This is a genomic window from Flavobacterium crocinum (assembly GCF_003122385.1).
Lineage (GTDB): Bacteria > Bacteroidota > Bacteroidia > Flavobacteriales > Flavobacteriaceae > Flavobacterium > Flavobacterium crocinum.
Map to the genome: position 1 here is coordinate 5049104 of NZ_CP029255.1, position 21218 is coordinate 5070321.

Sequence of the window (21218 nt, forward strand, 5' to 3'; positions counted from 1 at the left end):
TAGTCATTAAAGGTTGTCTTTCCGGACAGCCTTTTTTGTTAATTTTTTATTCCATACCCCCTCTAAAACCATTTTAGTTCCTTTTTTTCGAGATAAAATAAGTTTTAAACAACTGTATATCAAAAAAATATTTAACTTTAGCCTTCCCTCATCTAGACTCAGATTTAAAATCTGAAACAGCCTGACCATCTAAATTTTTAAGATATGAAATGGTTTGTCAATTTAGGAATTCAATTTAAAAGCAAGGTTTCAGATCAAAATCCTGAACAAGATACTGCCGATTTGGAAAAAGGGAAATCACTTTTTCTGTCAAGTAAATTTGATGAAGCTTTGTATCATCTTGATAATGCATTAAATTCAGGCTTTAACAGTACCGTATATGAATTACGGGCACAATGTTTTCAAAAACTGAATTATCACTATAATGCAATTGAAGACTTTGATAAAGTTATTGAAGATAATCCTTTAGAGTTTTCGTACTACTACAGTCGTGCTGTTTCAAAAAATGCCGTTTTTGATATTGCCGGACAAATCGAGGATTTGCAAAATTGTATTTATTATTACAAGAAAAATAAAAACATAGAAAACAGTATTTTAAAAAATCTTGAAACTGATTTGATACTGGCAGGAAATTATGTTGAAGGAGTAAAAAGCACTATAACCGCTGTTCATAATATTTCTTACACCGAAATTAAAAACCTGATTAACGAATGTCTGCTTCAAATAAAAAGAATCCGAATTCGTACCAGAAGATTTAAAACACAAAAAGCTGATAGCATTTTTTAAGCAAGTAACACTCCATAAAAAAACCTGCCAATCTAACGTTCGTAGGTTTTTCTTTTCAGTACAAAAACTTTTTAGTTTTGCGATTTTTAATTCCAAAAATAATTGAACCTTTCCGAAATAAAGGAAAAATCCTTAACTGTTTCGGACTATATAAAAAAGTATTTCTTCTTCCAGTTCTTTAGATAAAATTTCACATTCCTGCTCTTTTATAAAATTCTTTTCCTTTTTTTTTCTATAATTTTCTCCATTTACCACATTACTACAGTAATTATCGCAAATCACTTTAAATTTTTCATCCATAAGATACATCTTGCGTATCGAATCAAAATATTCGGCAAACTTCATATTGTACAATTGATCAGGTAAAGACATAATCTTGAAATTTAAAAATTACTTTAATCAAAATCGAAACAGACTTCAAAAATTTTAAATCATTAATTATTTAGTTTGCTTTGACTGCCTGGGTTAAACTTTAAAACATTCTCAAAGTTATAACGCCAATCGATTTAAAATTATCCTGAACTCCTAAATTAGGTTTCAAATTATAATTTGAAACAAAGTTTCACTGTTTTGAATAAGATGTGAAACATTATTATACGAATGATTAAACTAACTCCGTTACTCTTATATGATTTGACAGCAAATAATAGTACACACCTGAATCCCAATTATAAAAAAAAGAGATTGTTTTACTTTTAAAGATTACTTAAAAATATTTCTGATTGCTTTTCCTATTTCAGCAAAATCATCATGGCTACTGACTGATCTTTTTTCAGTGTGATTTGTCGGCATTATAGAAAATGGATAGATAAGCATGTAATTATTGTCGTTGAATTTCTGATTCAAAAGATCCGGAATATCTCTCATTTGAGGAAAATAGGAATGCATTCCCTTGTCTCCCATCATAATAATCAGTCCTTCGTTTTCTTCGATACTAAATGCCGTTTGTTCTGCAAGTTGCCAGTTTACTAAAACCTCAAATGTAGCTTCTATAGGGGCTTTTTTAGCTATTCTTTTTAAAATATTCAACGTTTTCTCTTTTCCAAAAAAGCTCATTTTGGCTCCGGAATTTCTGCCAATATTCCATATTCTTAACATAGAATGAAAAAATCCCGGATCCATTTCGGCATCTGCAGGTATAAAAACCAAATATCTTTTAATGGTAGCCGCCGGCTGGACTGCATGGTAAACCATTAAGTTTATACTTTTATTTTTTAAATAACCATTATACAAATTATACACAAATGAAGCCGAAAAGCCTTTTCCGCCTTCAAGTCCAACAATAAGATCGGTAATTTCTTTTTCTTTTATAACATTACTAATTCCTCCTGCTGTATCATTATCATGGCGAGTTATGGGATGTAATACAACATCAGCAGCAGAAGCAGCTTTAACAGCTGTGTCCAGTATTTTTTCAGCATTTTTTACCGAAGATTCATTGGCATCCTCATTAATTACATTTACAGCATACAGCTCTTTATTTGTTGCTGTTTTTACCAATAAACCAAGATTTACCATTTTTTCTAAAGTCTCTTCATGATTAACAGCCAACAGAATATTTTCTTTTTCTTCACTGTTCCCGGACACTGTATTGTCTTTATCTGCCTGCGCTATACGTTGTGCACTTGCCATTGAGACAAACGAAGAAATGGTACAGGACACCAAAATAAGAAGAATGCTGCCGTTAAGTACATGTTCATTTAAAAGACGTATTGGTTCTCCGGCATCATTTTCTCCAATAATAATATTGTATCCAACCATAACAGAAGCCAGTGTAGCCGCAGCTGAAGCAGAACTCATCCCGAAAATCAGCTGTCCTTCATCATTCGTAAGCTTAAATGTTTTCTTTGTCAGCATCGCAGCCACATATTTCCCTCCAATAGATGCTACAAGCATAATAGCAGCTACCCACAATGTTTCCCAGCTTTGTATAAAGGCATTAAAATCAATCAACATTCCGACACTTATCAGGAAGAAAGGTATAAAAATGGCATTTCCGACAAACTCAACCCTGTTCATTAATGATGAAGTATGCGGAATTAATTTGTTTAATGCCAGTCCGGCAAAAAAAGCACCAATAATAGATTCAATACCCGCTATCTCTGCAAGAAGTGCTGCCAGATAAATCATGACAATTACAAAAAGATACTGGGATATTTTATCCTCAACATTTTTAAAAAACCATCGGGCGATTATAGGAAAAACAAGTAATACTATTAAAGTGAAAACTATCATGGAAACAGACAGTTTTACCCAAAAAGCAGTTCCTACTTCACCTTGCGACATTCCTACAATGGCGGCAAGGACTAAAAGAGAAAGTACATCTGTAATCATCGTGCCGCCAACTGTGATGTTTACCGAAAGGTTTTTAGCAATACCCAAACTGCTTACCATGGGATAAACAATTAAAGTATGAGATGAAAAAAGGCTGGCAAAAAGGATCGAAGTAAGAATTGAAAATCCCAGAATATAATAGCCTCCTAAAAGTCCCAGAATAAAAGGCACTGCAAATGTAAAAAGCGAAAAAATAATACTTTTCCATTTATTCTTTTTAAAATCGGCCATATCAATTTCCAGCCCTGCCAGAAACATAATATACAAAAGTCCCGTAGTTCCGGTAACCACTACACTACTATCTCTTGAAAGTACTCCAAAACCATTAGGACCAATTATTGCTCCGGCAATGATAAGTCCCAAAAGGTGTGGCACTTTAATTTTATTAAGTAAAAGCGGAATACATAAAATGATGATAATTTCAATTAGAAACTTCAACAATGGATCTTCAATAGGGAGGCTTATATGATGAATACTCAGCAACATAAATTATTTTTTATTGGATGGTGTAAGTTCAACCGAGAATTTTGCAGTACAGTTATCCTGACCTGTTATAGTCTGTGTACCTTTTATGATATTTTTTTTGATATCGTCCAGTACAACACTTACTTTAATTTTGTTTTTAGAAGAAGTTTCTTTTGCCGAATCGAGAACGATTTTGTTCTCCAGGTACTGTCCGGTAAAAACGCGTTTAATTTCATTATTGCTAATTACATTGGTATACATTCCTACAGAATCGGAAGTAAATTCCCAAATTTCATTTCGCTGATCACCAATAACATAATTGCTGCAATTAGATTCCTTGCAGATCATTTTACTGTTCCATCTGATTTTAAGGCTATCCGGCCATTCTTTTGCCTTTTGAAGTGTATCTTTTATAGTAGAAACAGAAAGCAGACTATCTTTAAATTTTAAGAGCTTATCATATTCTGCTTCTTTGTCCTGAAATTGTTTCTCGCGTTCTAAAAGCGCATTCTCACGAAGAATGAGTTCCTGTTCTTTTTTATTACTACAGGAAAATAAAACGGATACAAAAAATAGGAGAAAAAGCTTTCTTGAAGTCATAAGATTTGATTTTGGACTATACAAGATAAGCAGAAAAATTCTTTTAGGCGCCTAAAAACTGAGAAAAAAGAGATTTAATCTCTAATTAATAGGCTAACGTTCTGGCAAAAATGGTTTTGGAATAAAAAAAACAAGAACCAAAAATGGCTCTTGTTTTTAAAAAAGAGAAAATTCCCTCTTATTTTTTTATTTCTAATAATAAACAGAAAGCATTATTTTAGAATCTGAGTTTTCAATAAATTTATCCAGTCTTTTGAAAAATGCTTCACTTACCATTGGACAGCCATGACTGTTAATGATGTAATATTCTTTTTCATCATCCGGAACCTCTTTATAACAATGTAAAACTATAGCTCTTTTTTGTGCGTTGTTGTTGCTCTGGTCCATTCCGCTCAGTCTGTAAGCTTTTCCAAAAACTCCTTTATAAGGTTTTTCTACACCATAACGGCCTAATGAAGTGCAGTTGGAATTTGGCATATTGCTAAACTGTAGAATGTCACCTTTTATACCCGTTTCAGATCCGGATCCATGTGCAACAAGCCCCTGATCGATGATTTTTTCGTTTTCAAGATCGTAAACAAAAAAACGGTTTTTTCCCGATTTAATTTTCATGTCCACAAGAAAAGCAATTTTCTTGTTGTAGCCACGGTTTACAGAAACATAAGACTTAATCTCAGTTACATGTTCGTTAAGTCTTGCCAGTTCAATTTCATTTAAAATTTCTTTCTTGTTCGTAAGGTTGTAGGTTGTAAACGAACTTAAAGAAAAAAGCAGTGCTACAAAAAATATTCTCATAAGCAGGCCGTAAAATTATAGTTAACAACAGATTTGGGTGCTATGCCAAAAAATGATTTTATGTACCTCATCTTTGACTTTGCAAAATTATGCACAAATTTTACACAATTCCCATGTTTCAGGTGTTAAATATATTATAAATATTTGACTCTATGAACTTTACATTCATTTTTTTTATCTAAAAATGCCAAAAAATATATTTTTTAACGTTTTGGAAAGATTATAATTTTAATATAAGCAAAAAACCTTCCTTATTATCAATAATAAAAGGAAGGCTATTCGAGATTATTTTTTGTAGAAAGAGAACTTTACTGTAAAGGTACTATTGTATAAGATGCCCCTTTTTTTGTATCAAAAACCGCAGTATATCCAATAGTTGATTTCTCGCTTTTAACATTCAGTTTTTCAACCATAAAAGGTTCTGCCGATCTTATGGAACATTTCCCTCCAATCTGAGAAATTATTTTTGCCTGAGTCATTTTGCCGGCATTCCATTTTATATCAACCTTGAAATTACCTTTTGCAGTAATCCCTTTAATTTCGCCGTCTGTCCAGGAATCCGGAAGAGCCGGAAGCAGATGAATTTCTTTATTCTGACTCTGCATTAACATTTCGATTACGCCTGCAGTTCCTGCAAAATTTCCGTCAATCTGAAAAGGCGGATGCGCATCAAAAAGATTCGGATAACAGCCTCCATGTCTGCTATATTCTGTATTATTTTCTTTTGTTAATCTTAATTGATTTTTGAATAACTGATAGGCATGATTTCCGTCCAAAAGTCTTGCCCACATATTTACTTTCCATGCTAAGCTCCAGCCTGTTCCGTCATCACCTCTTAATTCTAAAGTTTTCTTCGCAGCGGCAGCTAATTCCGGTGTTTTGAGCGGTGAAATTAAATTAGCAGGATGCAATGCATAAAGATGTGAAGTATGTCTGTGATGAGGATCTTCTTCTTCAAAATCTTTATACCATTCTAATAATTGTCCTTTTTTTCCAATTTGAAAAGGAATCAGTTCGGTTGCTGCTTTGTTTACTTTTTCTCTGAAATCTGAATCTCTATTTAAAATTTTAGAAGCTTCGGCAGTATTTTCAAATAAATCTTTGATAATTCCAATATCCATTGTAGAAGCAGTTGTTACAGTACCTTTCTTTTTCCCTTCATAATAAAATATATTTTCAGGTGAAGTTGAAGGCATAGTAACCAAATAACCGCTTTTATCTTTCTGAAGCCAGTCTAAACTAAATTCTGCAGCACCTTTTATAATTGGATATACTTTCTTTAAATATTCCTTATCTCCTGTATATTCATAATGTTCCCATAAATGTCTGCTTAACCAGTTGGCTCCCATATACCAGTTGGCCCACATAGGATCTCCTTTTCCAAAATCGCCAACTGGATTGGTCATCGCCCAGATATCTGAGTTATGATGCAAAACCCAGCCGTTGGCATGATAATAACTTTTAGCTGTTTCGGCTCCGGTAACAGAAACATTCTTTATGAATTCGTCAAGTGGAAAAAACAATTCAGACAAACTTGCCGATTCAACAGGCCAATAATTCATCTGTAAATTAATATTTGTAGTGTAATTACTGCTCCAGGGTGCGCGGAGTTTGTTATTCCAGATTCCTTGTAAATTGGCAGGAGCATTGTGCGTACGGGAAGAAGAAATTAACAAATAACGTCCAAACTGAAAAAATAAAGCTTCCAATCCGGCATCTTTTTCTCCTTTTGCATATTTTTCTAATCTTATATCTGTAGGCAGATCAGATTTATTACTTTCTTTTTCATTTAGTTTGAAAGAAACTCTGTTAAAGAAATTCTGAAAATCTTCAATATGTTCTTTCAATAAACTATCGTATTTTTTAGCAGTCGCTTTTTTAATCGGAGCCTCAGCAAATTGATGTTCGTCTTTTCCTTCGCTGTCCGGACATTTATCAAATCCGTTGAAGCTTGTTGCTGCCGAAACAAAAAGCAAAATTTCTGAAGCGTTTTTAATCACCAATTTATTTCCATCGGCAATTATTTCTCCATCTTTTACAACTGGTTTAATAATCAGTTCAAAACGCATTCCTCTACATCCTGATAGATCTTCATAAACGATAGGATCTTTGTTATAATCAATATAATTAGGATCTGCATGAGATGGCGCTTTTCCTTTTAAAACCACTGATTGATTTTGTATTGCTTTTTCATTTCTCAAAAGACTCGAAGCATCAATTGTCAAAGAAAGTTTTTTCAGTTGATCTGCAGAAAGTTTAATCACAATACATTGAGCAGGTGCCGAAGCAAATATTTCTCTTTTATAATTTACGCCGTTTATGCTAAAATTTGTTGTAGTCACTCCGGTTTGTAAATCAAGACTTCTGTTATATGTAGCTGTTTTTTGTCCGCCGAAATCTTGTTTTAAAATAAGATCACCTAATGGCATAAAACTTTCGCTGTAAGGCCCCTGCATATTTTTAGTTAAAATATTGGCCTTTTCAAAATCTTCATTTGTCAACGCTTCTCTTATTAAAGCCAGATTATTAAAAGCATCTGGATTTACATTTTGCTGTACCGGCCCTCCACTCCATAAAGTGGCTTCATTGAGCTGAATTAATTCAGAATCCACTCTTCCAAAAACCATTGCACCGAGAGTACCATTTCCTATTGGTAAAGCTTCTGTCCATTCTACAGCTGGCTGCTTGTAATGCAGTTTTAAATCTTGCGAGTAAACAGAAAATGCTGTAAGCGTTAGCAATAATAAAAGGCTTTTTTTAAGAAGATGATATGGCATATATTTTATTTTTAAAGAATATTGCGAATTTAAAGATTGACTCTATATTTTTAAATTTAAGCAGAAACCTAACAGGTTTTAAAAACCTGTTAGGTTTAACTAAAAGAATACTAATATTTTACTTCAAATCTTTATTCGTTTAAATACTAATTTTAGATCGTTTTCAATTTCAAAACGGTAACTGAATAAGCAGGAAGATTCAATTGTTGTTTCCCTTTTGTAACTTTATATTCACTTTGTTTTGGAGTAATTTTTTTAGGTTCTGCAAACGTATTTTCATCTTGTAAATTTGTGCTTACCAGTGTAATCATACTTCCTTTTGATCCCAATTTTGCTCCTTTTAAATCAATACTTACTTCTGATGCCGTTTCAGCTGTATTTACCAGTTTCACAATAATTTCTTTACTGTTGACATCTTTTACCGCCGACGCATATAAATTATTCTGACCGATTAAAGCTTTTCCATCCTGAGTAATAGTCAACAAATCTGTTCCTTTATTTGTGGAGAATAATTGTTGTACATAATAGTTCGCAGAACCATACGACTGCAGATTATTAAACCAAATCATATCCGGTGTCCATTGCCAGGCATCTTCGTGAGCCATCAAAGGCGCATAAGACGTTAAATGAACAACTTCTGCATTTCTTTCCAATCCCGTCATAAAAGCGGCTTCAGAAAAAGCACATTCCCAATTGTTTCTATTATTTGGATTTGCTCCCGAAACACTCTGCGCTGCATATTCTCCCGCAAATATTTTTGGTCCTTTTCGATCATAATTATCATAACGTCCGGCATTTTCTCTAAACCATTGCGGACTTCTGTAATAATGCTCGTCTACTAATTCTGCATTCAGTTCTTTAAGCTCTTTCATAGCATAATCAAAATGCTCACCATCCGGAGAAGGACCGCTTCCTGATACGATAATGATATTTGGATATTTTGCCTTAATCGCTTTTTCAAAAACCTTGTATCTTTCAATATAATCTGTTCCCCATTGTTCGTTTCCTACGCCAATATATTTTAGGTTAAATGGTTTTGGATGCCCCATATCAGAACGGATTTTCCCCCAGGTTGTCGTAACTGCTCCATTAGCAAATTCAATTAAATCCAAAGCATCCTGAACATAAGGATCTAATTCGTTCATTGCAGCCAATTCTCCTGTATTGTATTGACATGCCATACCGCAGCTCAAAATCGGAAGCGGTTCTGCCCCAATATCTTCTGAAAGCTGGAAATACTCAAAAAATCCTAATCCGAAACTTTGAAAATAATCCGGTGTTAATTTATGGTTGAATTCAACATTCCAACGGTTCATCATGGTTTTTCTGTCTTCTACATTCCCAACCGATTTTTTCCATTGGTAACGATCTGACAAAGTTCTTCCTTCTACAATACAACCTCCCGGAAAACGTAAAAATCCTGGTTTTACATCATACAAAAGTTGTACAAGATCTTTACGAAGTCCGTTCTTTCTGTTCTTCCAGGTATCTTCAGGAAACAATGAAATCATATCCAAATCAATTGTTCCTGTTCCTTCAAAAGTGATTTTCAGCTTTGCTTTAGCTTCTGTCTGAGTTGCTGTAAATTGTGCCGTATAATTGGTCCAGTCAGTGGATTTTGGTACAATACTAGTTTCTCCAAGTACTTTTTGGTCTTTATCAATAAGCTGGAAAATAATCTTCTTGATTGCTCCGTTAGGATTGGCTGCTTTTAGTGAAAGATTGTATTTAGCATCTTTCTTCACTCCCATTCCTCTGAAACCTTCATTTATTAAAGCATACCCTTTGTCATTATTGATTTCAACTCTGCAAAAATTAGTATTATTTGCCGCTATGTTGATTGGTAATGCCATTCCGGATTCCTTATTCATGGAAGATCTGTTCGATTTAGGCTGCTCCCATCCCATTAAAGGTTTTTCAAATTCAAAAGATCTGTTTTTAATCATTTCGGCGTAAAGTCCGCCATCCGCTGCAAAATTGATGTCTTCAAAAAACAAACCGAACATCGTCGGCTGAATTTTAGTTATCGTTTTGGAAGCATCAACTTCTAAAGTCGCTTTTTGAGCATTTCCATAAATACTGCTTAATAACAAACTTCCTACGAATAATGTCGAAATTACATTTCTTTTCATTGTATTATTTTTATATTGAGAATATACTTGCAATATATTAATTAATCCTTGTAAAGCCTATGAAAAGTATCACGCTTCAAAGATTTATTGTGAATTTAACACTTATAGTTTTTTCACAAGAATAAATTACTTTTTAACTGCCTCATACTTATTTGGAAAAGCCGCTTCTCCATCTAAATTGACTACTTTTAAAACATCAACATTTTTACTTTCAACCGCATATTTAAAATAATCCGGTTTGTTTTTTCCCCATTGCACAGTACAATTCTGAACTTTTATGCTTTCGGCAGTGTCAAAATAAAATCCTGAAGTGCTTCCTTTTACAAAACCTTCAACATTTGCAGGTCTTCTATCATACAATCCACCAGGAAAAGAAGTTGTTTTATCCATAAAAACACTCACATTATCAAAAACAATATTCTTGATTTTGTCTTTTGATTCCCCGCTCACAAAAACACCATTTTCTCCTGTGCACTGAATATTAGTAAAATAAATATTTTTGATTTCTCCAACTTTCCCTTCTGTTGCTCCTTTTGGAAAACGCCAGTTCGCATCTTTATGATTCGCTTTTGCTCTGCTGAAAGCCGTTATGTAAATTGGTTCTGCTTTTCCCCACCAGGTATCTGTGTTTAATTTGCTTTCGATAATAATATTAGAGAAAATAACGTCGCTCACTGTTCCTTCGTCTCGATTTTGAATTCCTAATGCACGATTACTGTTTTTAATAATACAATTATTGAAAACCACCTGTCGAATCGCATCCATATTTTCTGAACCAATTTTAATAGCGCAGCTGCTGCTGGTCATAGTACAATTCGTTACCGTAATATTTTCGCAGGCACCAAATTCTTCAAATTCTCTTCTGTTTTTTAGGCAGATACAATCGTCCCCGCTTTCAATATAACAATCGCTGATTCTGACATTTTTAGAATGATCCAAATCGATTCCGTCACTGTTGCGGACTTTCAAGCTGTTCAATAAAGTAATTCCACTAATGACAACATCATTACAACCAATCAAATGAACTGTCCAATACGCCGAATTTCCGATATGAACATCTTTAATTCTGATATTTTTCCCGCCGATAATCGTTAATACGTGAGGTCTTGGGTCTAATACATTGAACGGTTTTAAAACATAAGCATCTTCCTCTTCTTCTCCCATAAATGAAATTCCGTTTCCATCTATTTTTCCGCTTCCGCTAATAGTAAAATCCTCTATATTTTCTCCGCCAATCCAAATTGTTCCTTCTCCCGGATTGGTTCTGAAAGCACTTTTGGTATAAAGCTTTTCGTCAGGACTTGCTAATAATTTAGCACCAGCTTCGATATGCAAATCTACTTTTGATTTTACATCAATTGGCCCGGCTAAAAAGGTAAATGGTGCCGGAATTAAAACTCTTCCACCCGTTTTAGTGCAGGCATCAATTGCTTTTTGAATGGCTGCTGCATCATTGGTTTTTCCGTCTCCTTTTGCTCCGTATTTTTTGACGTCGTAGATTTTCTGTGCAGAAACAGTTAACGAAAGGCAGAAAATGATGATTGCGATTATAGATTTCTTGTTCATGTTTTTTAATTTTTTTTATGCCGCAAAGGCGCAAAGACACTAAGTTTTTTTGTTTCACGCAGATTTAAAAAGATTTAAGCAGATTCTGCAGATTTTTTTTAAGAAATCAAATTAAATCTGCTAAAATCTGCAAGATCTGCGTGAAACAAAATTTCATAATCTGTGGCAAAAAAACTTTGCTTCTTTGCGACTTAGTGGCTAACCACTAATGTGCTGGTAATTCAAATTTATTTTGCTCTGGTTCGATTTTTCTTTTTGCAGCTTCGCTGTCCAAATTGCTGGATGAAACATCTTTAAAAACAATTTGATTGATTTTATCTGACGGAACATCAATCCCTTTCATGGTCAGATTTTTTACATCATCAAAAACGAAAGCAGGACGAAAATCTTCTTTATCTAAAATCAGTTTTATGTTTTTCATTTCGATTCCGTTTACGTGACGCACATAAAATCCCCAAGATGGCAGTTCTCCAAACATGGTAAATTCAGGATATCCGTTGCTGTTTTCTTTTACATCTTTTAATCGGCTTAAAGGATGATACGCCATTCCTTTTGAAGCTCTTCCCGGATAAACGATTTCTATGTTTTCTAAAGTCACATTTTCTATTGAATGTCCCGGAATTCCGGCAATAGAAGACGGAAACGGATTGTGGAAATAATCTACTTCCGGACCTCTCATATCGTAATCAATATCAGGACGGCCAAACGGAATCTGCGCTTTTACATTTTTAACCGATACATTTTTAATATAACCTGGTTTATCTCCATTTCTGTGACCTAAACGAATCAAGATTGCATTTCCAGTATTTACGGCAGTAATATCCGAAACTTTTATATTCTCTATCTCAGCTCCATCAACAGATTCAATCGCAACCGCCGATCTAAACGTATCAAAAACTTTAATGTTTTCGATTGTCACATTTTTGAAACTGCCATAAGAACCCGTTCCAAATTTTACCGCATTTGCACTTGATCTAATCGTACAATTTCCAATGTAAATATTGTTATTGTGTAATCCCGGCACTTCCGATTTTAAACAGATTCCATCATCTGCTGCGTTTACATTACAATTCGTAATTCGGGCATTTTCACAGCCGTCAAGGTCAATTCCGTCATTGTTCCAGTACGCACGGCTTTCCACTTTCATAAAATCAATGACCATGTTTTTGCATGCTCTAAAGCACATTGTCCAGCCCGGACTGTTTTTCAGTGTAATTTGCGTCATGGTAATCGAATCGCATTTTACAAACGAAATTAGTTTTCCTCTTCCGTCTTCAGGGCGCATTCTTCTGTAATTGTATTTCGGATCAATTCGAACTCCCGTATGATGCAGAGAATCAATTGCCAAAGCCAGTTCTCTTCCCTGTCCGTCAATTATTCCCTTTCCGTTTACCGCAATATTTTTGGATTCATTCGCAATAATAAAAGCTCTGATTCCTTCATATTTTGGATAATCTTCCGGATTGGTGCTTCCTAATAAAATGGCACCTTCTTCAAAAAACAATTCCACATCACTTTTTAAAACTACACTTCCGGATAAAAAAGTTCCTTTAGAAAAAAGAACTTTTCCGCCTTTACTTTTATTGGCTGCGTCAATTGCTTTTTGGATTGCTTTTGTATTCAAAGTTTTTCCATCTCCAACGGCACCGTATTTTTTAATATCAAATACTTTCTGTGCCGAAACAGTTAAGGAAACACAAAAAACAAACAGTACAAGTACAAAATTTCTTTTCATTTCTATTTTTTTTATGCTACAAAGACACTAAGTCACTAAGTGAAAATGAACCATATAAGTAATATAAGGTCAATGAAGACAAAACTTAAATTATCTTATATTACTTATATGGTTTAAAAAAAACTTTGCGCCTCTGCGAGCAATTTTCAATTTATTTTTTTATAATAAACTTTGAGCCTTTGTGCCTTCGCGGCAAAACAAAAACTACCAGAAAACGGTATATAAAGCAACCAAAATTCCACTGATAATAAAGGAACCAACGATAAACTCTGATGACACTTTGAACATCGATTTATCTACTTCTATTTTATGAATTTCAGCTTCTTCTTCAGAAACCGGTTTCGCTAAACTAATTCCCACCATTATCAATACGATGATAAAGAAAACAATAGTCATTCTGTCTAAGAAAGGATAATCCGGAAAAGCGCCTTCTGTCCACATTGGCAGGAATTTTAAGATCGCGGCAAGTGGAACCGTTAATAATGCGCCTGCCAAACCTGCCGCCGGAGTTGTTTTTTTCCAGAACATTCCCAGCAAAAAAATCGCTAAAACTCCCGGTGAAAAGAATCCCACATATTCTTGTATGAACTGATAAGCCTGATCTAATGATTTTAATGCCGGCGCTACAAAAGCAGCAATGATCATACAAACTACTACACACCATCTTCCGGTACGAACCAGTTTTTTTTCTGATGCCTGAGAATTAAAGTATTTTTTATAAATATCTAAAGAAAAAATAGTCGAAATACTATTGGCTTTTCCTGCTAAAGAAGCCACAATTGCTGCCGTTAAAGCTGCTAAAGCCACGCCTTTTAATCCCGCAGGCAATAAATTCATTAAAGTTGGATACGCCTGATCTGGTTTTAAAACTCCTGCGGCGTCCACCATTTCCTGCTGAAACATTCCATTTTCATGCATTACGAACATTGCGATACCTGGTAAAACAGCAATTATTGGAACTAATAATTTTAGGAAAGCAGCAAATAAAATTCCTTTTCGCGCCGTTTTCAAATCGGCACCTAAAGCTCTTTGAACAATATATTGATTACAGCCCCAATACGCCAGATTATTGATCAACATACCTCCCACTAAAACCGACATTCCCGGTAATTCAGTATAATGCGGATTGGATTCGTCTAAAATCATGTGTAAATGTCCTGGTGCTTCATCGGCAATAATGGCAAGTCCTTTTAAAATGTCTTTTCCAAAACCAAACTGATCTGAAAGTAAAGTCAATGCTAAATAAGTGGTAACTAATCCACCCAGAATTAAAACAATTACTTGAAACATATCAGTATACCCAATTACTTTCATGCCTCCTAAAGTCACAATTACAGAGAATAAACTCAGCGCTATAACACAAAACTGAAAACTTATCGGAGCAATAGAAGAAATCGCTAAAGCACCTAAATAAATGATTGATGTAAGATTGACAAATACATAAATCAACAACCAGATAATAGCCATAATGGTACTTACTGTTCCGCTATATCTTTTGGCCAAAAACTGAGGCATGGTAAAGATCTTATTTTTAAGATAAACCGGTAAAATAAACATTGCCACAATAATTAATGTGGCCGCCGACATCCATTCGTAAGAAGCAATCGCAAGTCCGATGGCAAAGCCTGAACCGCTCATACCAATAAAATGTTCTGCTGAAATATTAGAAGCAATCAACGAAGCTCCGATTGCCCACCACGTAAGTGAACCTTCGGCTAAAAAATATTCGTTGGAACTGGTTGCAGCTGTTTTTTTGCTTCTGTAAATATACATTCCATAAGCCGTGACTATGACAAAGTAAATAAAGAATACAATGTAATCTGCGGTTTGTAATACATTCATAATGTGTGGTTATTGTGTGGTTAGATAGTAAGATGTATTTTAAAAAATAGAGCTTAATAATTTTAAACACATAGAAACATAGCTTTAGAAACTCCATAAAGGCATTTCATTTGTAATAAACTCACATAGCTATGTTAGAAACTAGTTTCTTATTATTCTCTTTTTGATTTCAATATGTCATAAATGTCTATGTTTCTATGTGTTTCAAAAAATATTAAGTTTTCTAAATCTTGAGAAACCATTTCTTTTTATATAAAAAATAGAGTAACAAAAGCTGCACGACAGTTACAGACAAAGCTGTAAAAAAAGGCTGCCAGACAATTGATGTATATTGTATAAGTCCGCCAAAAACATAATCTGCCGTATGTTTAAAATCTACCGAACCTTCGGCTGCGATATAAATCAAAATAGAATTAGAACCAATTAAAACCAATGGGAATGCCCATTTTTGAAACCCTAATAAGTCAATTATTACATAGAAAAAGACAAAAAATAAAATACTGAATCCACCGACAAAACAAACAAAGGAACTTGTCCATAAATGCTTGTTGATTGGGAAATTAATATCCCAGATTAATCCAGCAATAATCAGAACCACCGCGGTTAAAGTCATTAAAAGCAGTTTTACTTTTATCGAAAAAGGACACTTTGCTTTTAAAAACGTTCCGATAAAAACACCTAATAAAGCTGTTGAAATTGCCGGAAGCGTAGAAAATATTCCTTCCGGATCATAAACGGTGCTGTGTAATCTTCCCGGTAAAAACAAACGGTCAATATAACCTTCCAGCGAACCTTCTTTGGTTAAAACCCCTGCTCCAAAATCAGGAACCGGAATCCATTTCATTGCCACATAATAGCCAATCAAAATTCCGAAGAACCAGATTAATTGTTTCTTGAAATCAAAATTTAAATAGATGATTCCGGCAAAAAACCAAGCCAATCCTATTCGGCCTAAAACACTTGCAAAACGAGTATGATCAAAACCATCAAAACGAAGCAATCCATTTACTATAAATCCTAAAACCAGTAAAATACAGGTTCTTCTTAACATTGATAAATAGATTTTACGCTTCTCGCCTGAAGGTAATTCCTGTGGTGTTTTTACTCCTGCCAAACTCATTTTCTTTTCGAAAGAGAAAGGCATCGAAACTCCGGCAACAAATAGAAAGACAGGAAAAATCATATCGTAAAATGTAATTCCATTCCATTCCGCATGATGCAGCTGTGAAGACATCCAGATAAAAATAGGAATTGGCGCTGCTTTGGCCAGAGCATGAATAATATGTTCGCCGCTCATAATCCAAAACATAACAAATCCGCGAAGCACATCTAAAGAGATTAGTCTTCCATTTGTAGGGTTACTCATTTTATTTAGTATTCAGTGGTCAATAGTTAGTGGTCAGTGGTCAGGTTTTAAGTGGTCAGTCTTACGGAAGTGTTCAGTGGTCAGATTTTTAGTAATCAGTTTAGTTTGTTTTTATCAACAAACTGTGGCAAAAACTGAACACTAAAAATCTGAATACTGAAGACTTTTAAAAAATTGGTTTAATAACAAATCCGTAGTTATACTCACTTTTTGTTAATTGATATTGCTCATGAGGCGGTAATCCCCAGCTGTTGTCTCCTCCTAGGCCTCGCTGTGTTAAGTCGACACAAACTACAACTTCATTTCTTGGAGTAATGTCGCTGGAGTGAATGTTCTTTTTAGAAATTCCTCCGTCAAAATCACTCGGATAATTATTCAAAGTACTTATACCTAAAGGTTGCAGACCTTTTATTTCCAAGCCATTTCCTGAATTGCTTGACAGTTTAAACCAGCGTATATCGATCTTGTATCCATTTTCTTGTGGGCGTGTATAAGGCACATATTGGTCTGCAACTTTACTAGTATAAATTCCTTTGAAGGATGCTGTTTTTCTGTCCGGATAATTTTCTAAAGGGCCTCTTCCGTAATAATCCAGATTTTCTAAGCTATTTTTTAAAGTAAAAATCATTCCGAAACGAGGTAATTCCGGAACCGGATTTGCTCCTTTTTTATAAGCAACCTGTATCTCTAAATCTCCATTATTTCCTAATGCATATTTGATCGTATAATCAGAAGCAACATCATTTAGTTTTAATTTCGCGATGATGTATTTTTTACCATTTTCTTCGGTTTGCTGAATACTTTCCAACGAAGTGTTTTTTCCAGCTGTTCTCCAAACATTAGTTCTAATCTGCATTTTATTTCCAATGTCATTATCCGTTGGTGCTCTCCAGAAATTCGGTTCCGGATATTGTTTGAAATATTCTTCGCCTTTTACACTGTAATACGAAATCAATCCAGTCGATTTGCTGATTTTAACTGTAACATTATCTGAAGTCAGCACAAAATGGTCTTTGTCATCCTGAACTTTTGCAGCACTTGTTTTTTCTGATTTTTCGAAATATTTTCCGTCTTCAATTACAAATTGTTCTTTGGCAATTTCAAAGTTTTTAGGCAATAATTCTGAACCTTCTTTTGTGTTAGCAAAAACATTCAGTAAATATTCTGTTCCTTCTTTCGATTCTATTTTTGGTAAATCAAGCTTGAATGTTTTTTTTGTTTTTGGATCCAAAGCAACATTGATTGTTCCTTCTTTGATCACTTTACCATTTTCTAAAACTTCATATCTGAAATTGTATTTATTCAGGTTTGTAAATCCGAAATCATTATTAATTTCAATTACGCCGTTTTTAATGTCAACTGCTTTGAATAAAATATTCTGATATACTTTTTTTACTTCAAAAGCTCCAACATGCGGTGTTCTGTCTGGATAAACTAATCCGTTATGGCAGAAATTTTCATCGTTTAGATAATTCTGGCTTCCCATATCACCACCGTAAGTCCAATATTTACGACCCGCTTCATCAACTCCGTAAAATCCCTGATCTACCCAATCCCAGATAAATCCACCCTGCATATTTTTGCTTCCGCGAATGATATCCCAATATTCCTGAAAATTTCCGCTGCTGTTTCCCATAGCATGCGAATACTCACACATAATATACGGACGACTCACTTCTTTTCTTGCCGCATATTCTTTCATATATTCAATTGTTGGATACATTGGGCAGACGATATCTGTGTTTTCGTTTTCTTTTGCCTGCTCAAATTGAACCAAACGGGAATTATCTCTCTTTTTGATCCATTTATAGGCTTCATGAAAAACAGGCCCATTGGCACTTTCATTTCCTAGTGACCAGATAATTACCGATGGCATGTTTTTATCTCTTTCTACCAAGCTGTAAATTCGGTCTAAATGTGCTTCTCTCCATTCCGGAAGATGGCCCGGATTCGTTTTTGGATTCATCCAGATTAAAGGCTGTCCCTCTACTCCCATTCCATGGCTTTCTATATTGGCTTCATCCACCAAAAACAAACCGTATTTATTACATAATTTTACCCATCGAATATTGTTTGGATAGTGACTGCAGCGAACCGAATTAATATTCAGCTGTTTCATCATTTTGATGTCTTTCATCATCGTAGCTTCATCCTGATAATGTCCCGTTTCTGGATTATGCTCATGAATATTGACACCATGAACCATCAATCGGACACCGTTTACCAGTAATTGTCCGCCTTTTAATTCTACTTTTCTAAATCCGATTTGAGTGCCAACCGTTTCTACAATTTCTCCTTTTGCATTTTTTAAGGTCAGAACCAACGTATATAAATTCGGCGTTTCACTGCTCCATAATTTCGGACTTGAAACAGACTGAGAAAAATTAATATTCTGAATTTTTGATGCTTCAAAATTGACATTGAATTCTTTACTGAAAACATTTTTACCAGAAGCATCTACCAATTTGGCAACCAGCTTTTGGTTGTTAATCGTTTTTGAAGTCAGATTTTTTAGACTTACATCAACACTTAAACTTCCATTTTTATATTTCGCATCTAAATCTGGTTTCGCAAAGAAATCTGAAATACGAACATCTTCAGTGCTATACAAATACACATTTCTGTCAATCCCTGAAAGTCTCCACATGTCCTGATCTTCCAGATAGGAACCATCACTCCATCTGTACACTTCTACAGCCAGGTCATTTTTTCCTGGTTTTAAATATTTGGAAATATCAAATTCTGCCGGACTTTTGGTATTTTCCGTATAACCAACTTTTTCGCCGTTGACCCAAATATACATAGCCGCTGTTCCTGCTTCGAAATGAAGAAAAACGTGTCGGTTTTTCCAGTTTTCAGGCAGTACAAAATCTCTTTTATAAGACCCAACCGGATTATCCCAATGATTAATGAAAGGCGGATTTTTCTCAAACGGATAAGTAATATTGGTGTAAATTGGAACACCATATCCGTTTAGTTCCCAATTGGAAGGCACTTGAAGGTCTTTCCAATGCAGTGTACTGAAATCTGTTTTATAAAAATCTTTCGGACGTTCGTCTGGTGTTGGCGACCAGGAAAACTTCCATGTTCCGTTTAGAGAAAAATACCACGGAGAATTTTCATATTTATCCATTATGGCAGAAGTTTCATCTGCATAAGGAAGAAAAGCAGCGCGGGCTGGTTCTCTGTTAATTTGAAATACCTCAGGATTTTCCCAATCGTTACGTTCTTTTTCCTGAGCCGAAATAACCGCCGAGAAAAGCAGTAAAAGGCTTATAAAAAATATTTTGGTTTTCTGCATTATTTTGGTTTTAGATAGCTGGTAATTATTTTTTTTTCAATACATAGAAACATAGTTTTCCTTCTTAAAGAGGTTAATGAAAGAAACTCGTTTCTAACATATAGCCCAAAGTTTGTCATTCCGAGGAACGAGGAATCTTCGCAAGTAGCTCTACAAAGATTGTGGATTATGATTGAGGAGTTTCTCGCGAAGATTCCTCGTTCCTCGGAATGACAAGATTGTGTGTAATATCTTTATTCAAACAAATGAAACACCTTTTCTCAATTTGAATAACTATTTTTCTATGTATTTATATCACTTTTAAAACTTCAATTTTTCTGGCAAATATTTAGCAACTAATTCTTTATAATATGGAAGCAATGCTTTTACATCTGGTTTAACTGGAGCTTTAGTGTACAAATCATACGGATTGAACTTTCTAACCCAATCAAACATTTCGATATCTTTTTCATTCATTAAATGTGCATAAGCATTTTCTTTATGCTGCGAATAAAAAGAGTGGTAACGAATCATATACAAAGCTGGATCTGGCAGATAATCTTTCATAATCTGATACAGATATTCGTCATGCCCCCAGCTCATTTTTACATTATCCAGTCCGCAGTTTTGGGTGTAGATTCCTAATTTGGTATTGAATCTTTCGTCTGTATAATCCGGATTTTCTTTAAAGAATTCTGAATACACAATTTTATCTGAGTAAGCACAGCCTACCGGAAATGTATCTCCAACCACAGCCCATTGCGGTTCTCCAAACAAACATAAAACTTTACCCAAATCGTGAATAAAACCTGTCAGTACAAACCAATCCGGATGACCATCGGCACGAATGGCCTCTGAAGTCTGTAAAAGGTGTTGTGTCTGATCTAAGTCAATATCTGGGTCGCTGTCGTCTACAAGTGTGTTCAAAAACTCAACAGCTTCCCAGATTGACATTTCTTTTCTATTAAATTGCAGAAATTCCTGTTCTTTACTGCATACAAAGTCATAAGTTTGATAGGTATGGTTAATTCTGTAAAACTCCTTAACCGTTTCTACTCTTTCTGAATCGACATAATTCCTGAATTCTTCTTTCTGCTTTTCTTTTACCTCTTCATTTTCTTCAGAAGGATCAGGATATCGCATTAACAAATCATCTTCCCACTCATCTAAATTTTTCAACGGATTGTCTGTGTCTATATGCTTTTTCATAATGGTTAATAGTTAAAAGTTACAAGACAAAAATAGAATTACATATTCCTTTCAAAATGGATTAATACATCAAAAACATGGATAAATTTGATTATTGTAGGATTTTTGTATTAAAAAACAAAAGAACTAGCTAAAAATTAAATTGGACTGAAAGTCCAACAGCACCAAAGTAGTGCAACTCACTACGCATTAGAATGAGAATGAATAACACCCTGAAAGGGTGAAAGCAGCAAAGTAGTGCAACGCACTGCGAATTATGATGATGATGAATAGCACCCTGAAAGGGTAAAAGCACAACTGTGCGTATATAACAACTCAATACCTAGAATAT

13 protein-coding genes are annotated in these 21218 nt (G+C 34.5%); 1 reads left to right on the forward strand and 12 read right to left on the reverse strand.

The window, feature by feature from the left end; translation table 11 throughout:
* Positions 1–204: 204 nt before the first annotated feature.
* Positions 205–786, forward strand: coding sequence for a tetratricopeptide repeat protein (locus tag HYN56_RS21495; RefSeq protein WP_109194074.1), 582 nt, complete (start codon positions 205–207; stop codon positions 784–786).
* 132 nt (positions 787–918) lie between these two features.
* Here HYN56_RS21495 and HYN56_RS21500 read toward each other — a convergent pair whose 3' ends face one another.
* From HYN56_RS21500 to HYN56_RS21555, 12 genes are all read right to left on the reverse strand, one after another.
* Positions 919–1158: a hypothetical protein gene (locus HYN56_RS21500; RefSeq protein WP_240622611.1), complete on the reverse strand. Its 240-nt coding sequence runs from the start codon at positions 1156–1158 to the stop codon at positions 919–921.
* Between the two features lie 330 nt (positions 1159–1488).
* On the reverse strand, positions 1489–3606 hold the full coding sequence (locus HYN56_RS21505) for a cation:proton antiporter (protein WP_109194076.1): 2118 nt from the start codon (positions 3604–3606) through the stop codon (positions 1489–1491).
* 3 nt (positions 3607–3609) lie between these two features.
* Entirely contained in the window at positions 3610–4185 is a 576-nt protein-coding gene (locus tag HYN56_RS21510) for a hypothetical protein (protein WP_109194077.1), read from the reverse strand.
* Positions 4186–4377: 192 nt separating this feature from the next.
* A complete protein-coding gene (locus tag HYN56_RS21515) occupies positions 4378–4980 on the reverse strand; it encodes a murein L,D-transpeptidase catalytic domain-containing protein (protein ID WP_109194078.1) in 603 nt (200 codons plus the stop codon).
* 308 nt (positions 4981–5288) lie between these two features.
* Positions 5289–7757: a glycoside hydrolase family 95 protein gene (locus HYN56_RS21520; protein ID WP_109194079.1), complete on the reverse strand. Its 2469-nt coding sequence runs from the start codon at positions 7755–7757 to the stop codon at positions 5289–5291.
* A 152-nt stretch (positions 7758–7909) separates the two neighbouring features.
* On the reverse strand, positions 7910–9889 hold the full coding sequence (locus HYN56_RS21525) for an alpha-L-arabinofuranosidase C-terminal domain-containing protein (RefSeq protein WP_109194080.1): 1980 nt from the start codon (positions 9887–9889) through the stop codon (positions 7910–7912).
* A gap of 126 nt (positions 9890–10015) precedes the next feature.
* Positions 10016–11455, reverse strand: a complete 1440-nt coding sequence (locus tag HYN56_RS21530; protein ID WP_109194081.1) for a glycoside hydrolase family 28 protein — start codon at positions 11453–11455, stop codon at positions 10016–10018.
* A 205-nt stretch (positions 11456–11660) separates the two neighbouring features.
* Complete coding sequence (locus HYN56_RS21535) at positions 11661–13190, reverse strand: glycoside hydrolase family 28 protein (protein ID WP_109194082.1); 1530 nt, start codon at positions 13188–13190, stop codon at positions 11661–11663.
* Positions 13191–13394: 204 nt separating this feature from the next.
* Entirely contained in the window at positions 13395–15032 is a 1638-nt protein-coding gene (locus tag HYN56_RS21540) for a sodium/sugar symporter (RefSeq protein WP_109194083.1), read from the reverse strand.
* Between the two features lie 223 nt (positions 15033–15255).
* Entirely contained in the window at positions 15256–16398 is a 1143-nt protein-coding gene (locus HYN56_RS21545; RefSeq protein ID WP_109194084.1) for an acyltransferase family protein, read from the reverse strand.
* 166 nt (positions 16399–16564) lie between these two features.
* Positions 16565–19699, reverse strand: coding sequence for a glycoside hydrolase family 2 TIM barrel-domain containing protein (locus tag HYN56_RS21550; RefSeq protein WP_109194085.1), 3135 nt, complete (start codon positions 19697–19699; stop codon positions 16565–16567).
* A 300-nt stretch (positions 19700–19999) separates the two neighbouring features.
* Positions 20000–20887 carry an inositol oxygenase family protein gene (locus HYN56_RS21555; RefSeq protein ID WP_109194086.1) on the reverse strand — a complete coding sequence of 296 codons (888 nt, stop codon included), beginning with the start codon at positions 20885–20887 and terminating at the stop codon, positions 20000–20002.
* Positions 20888–21218: the final 331 nt, after the last annotated feature.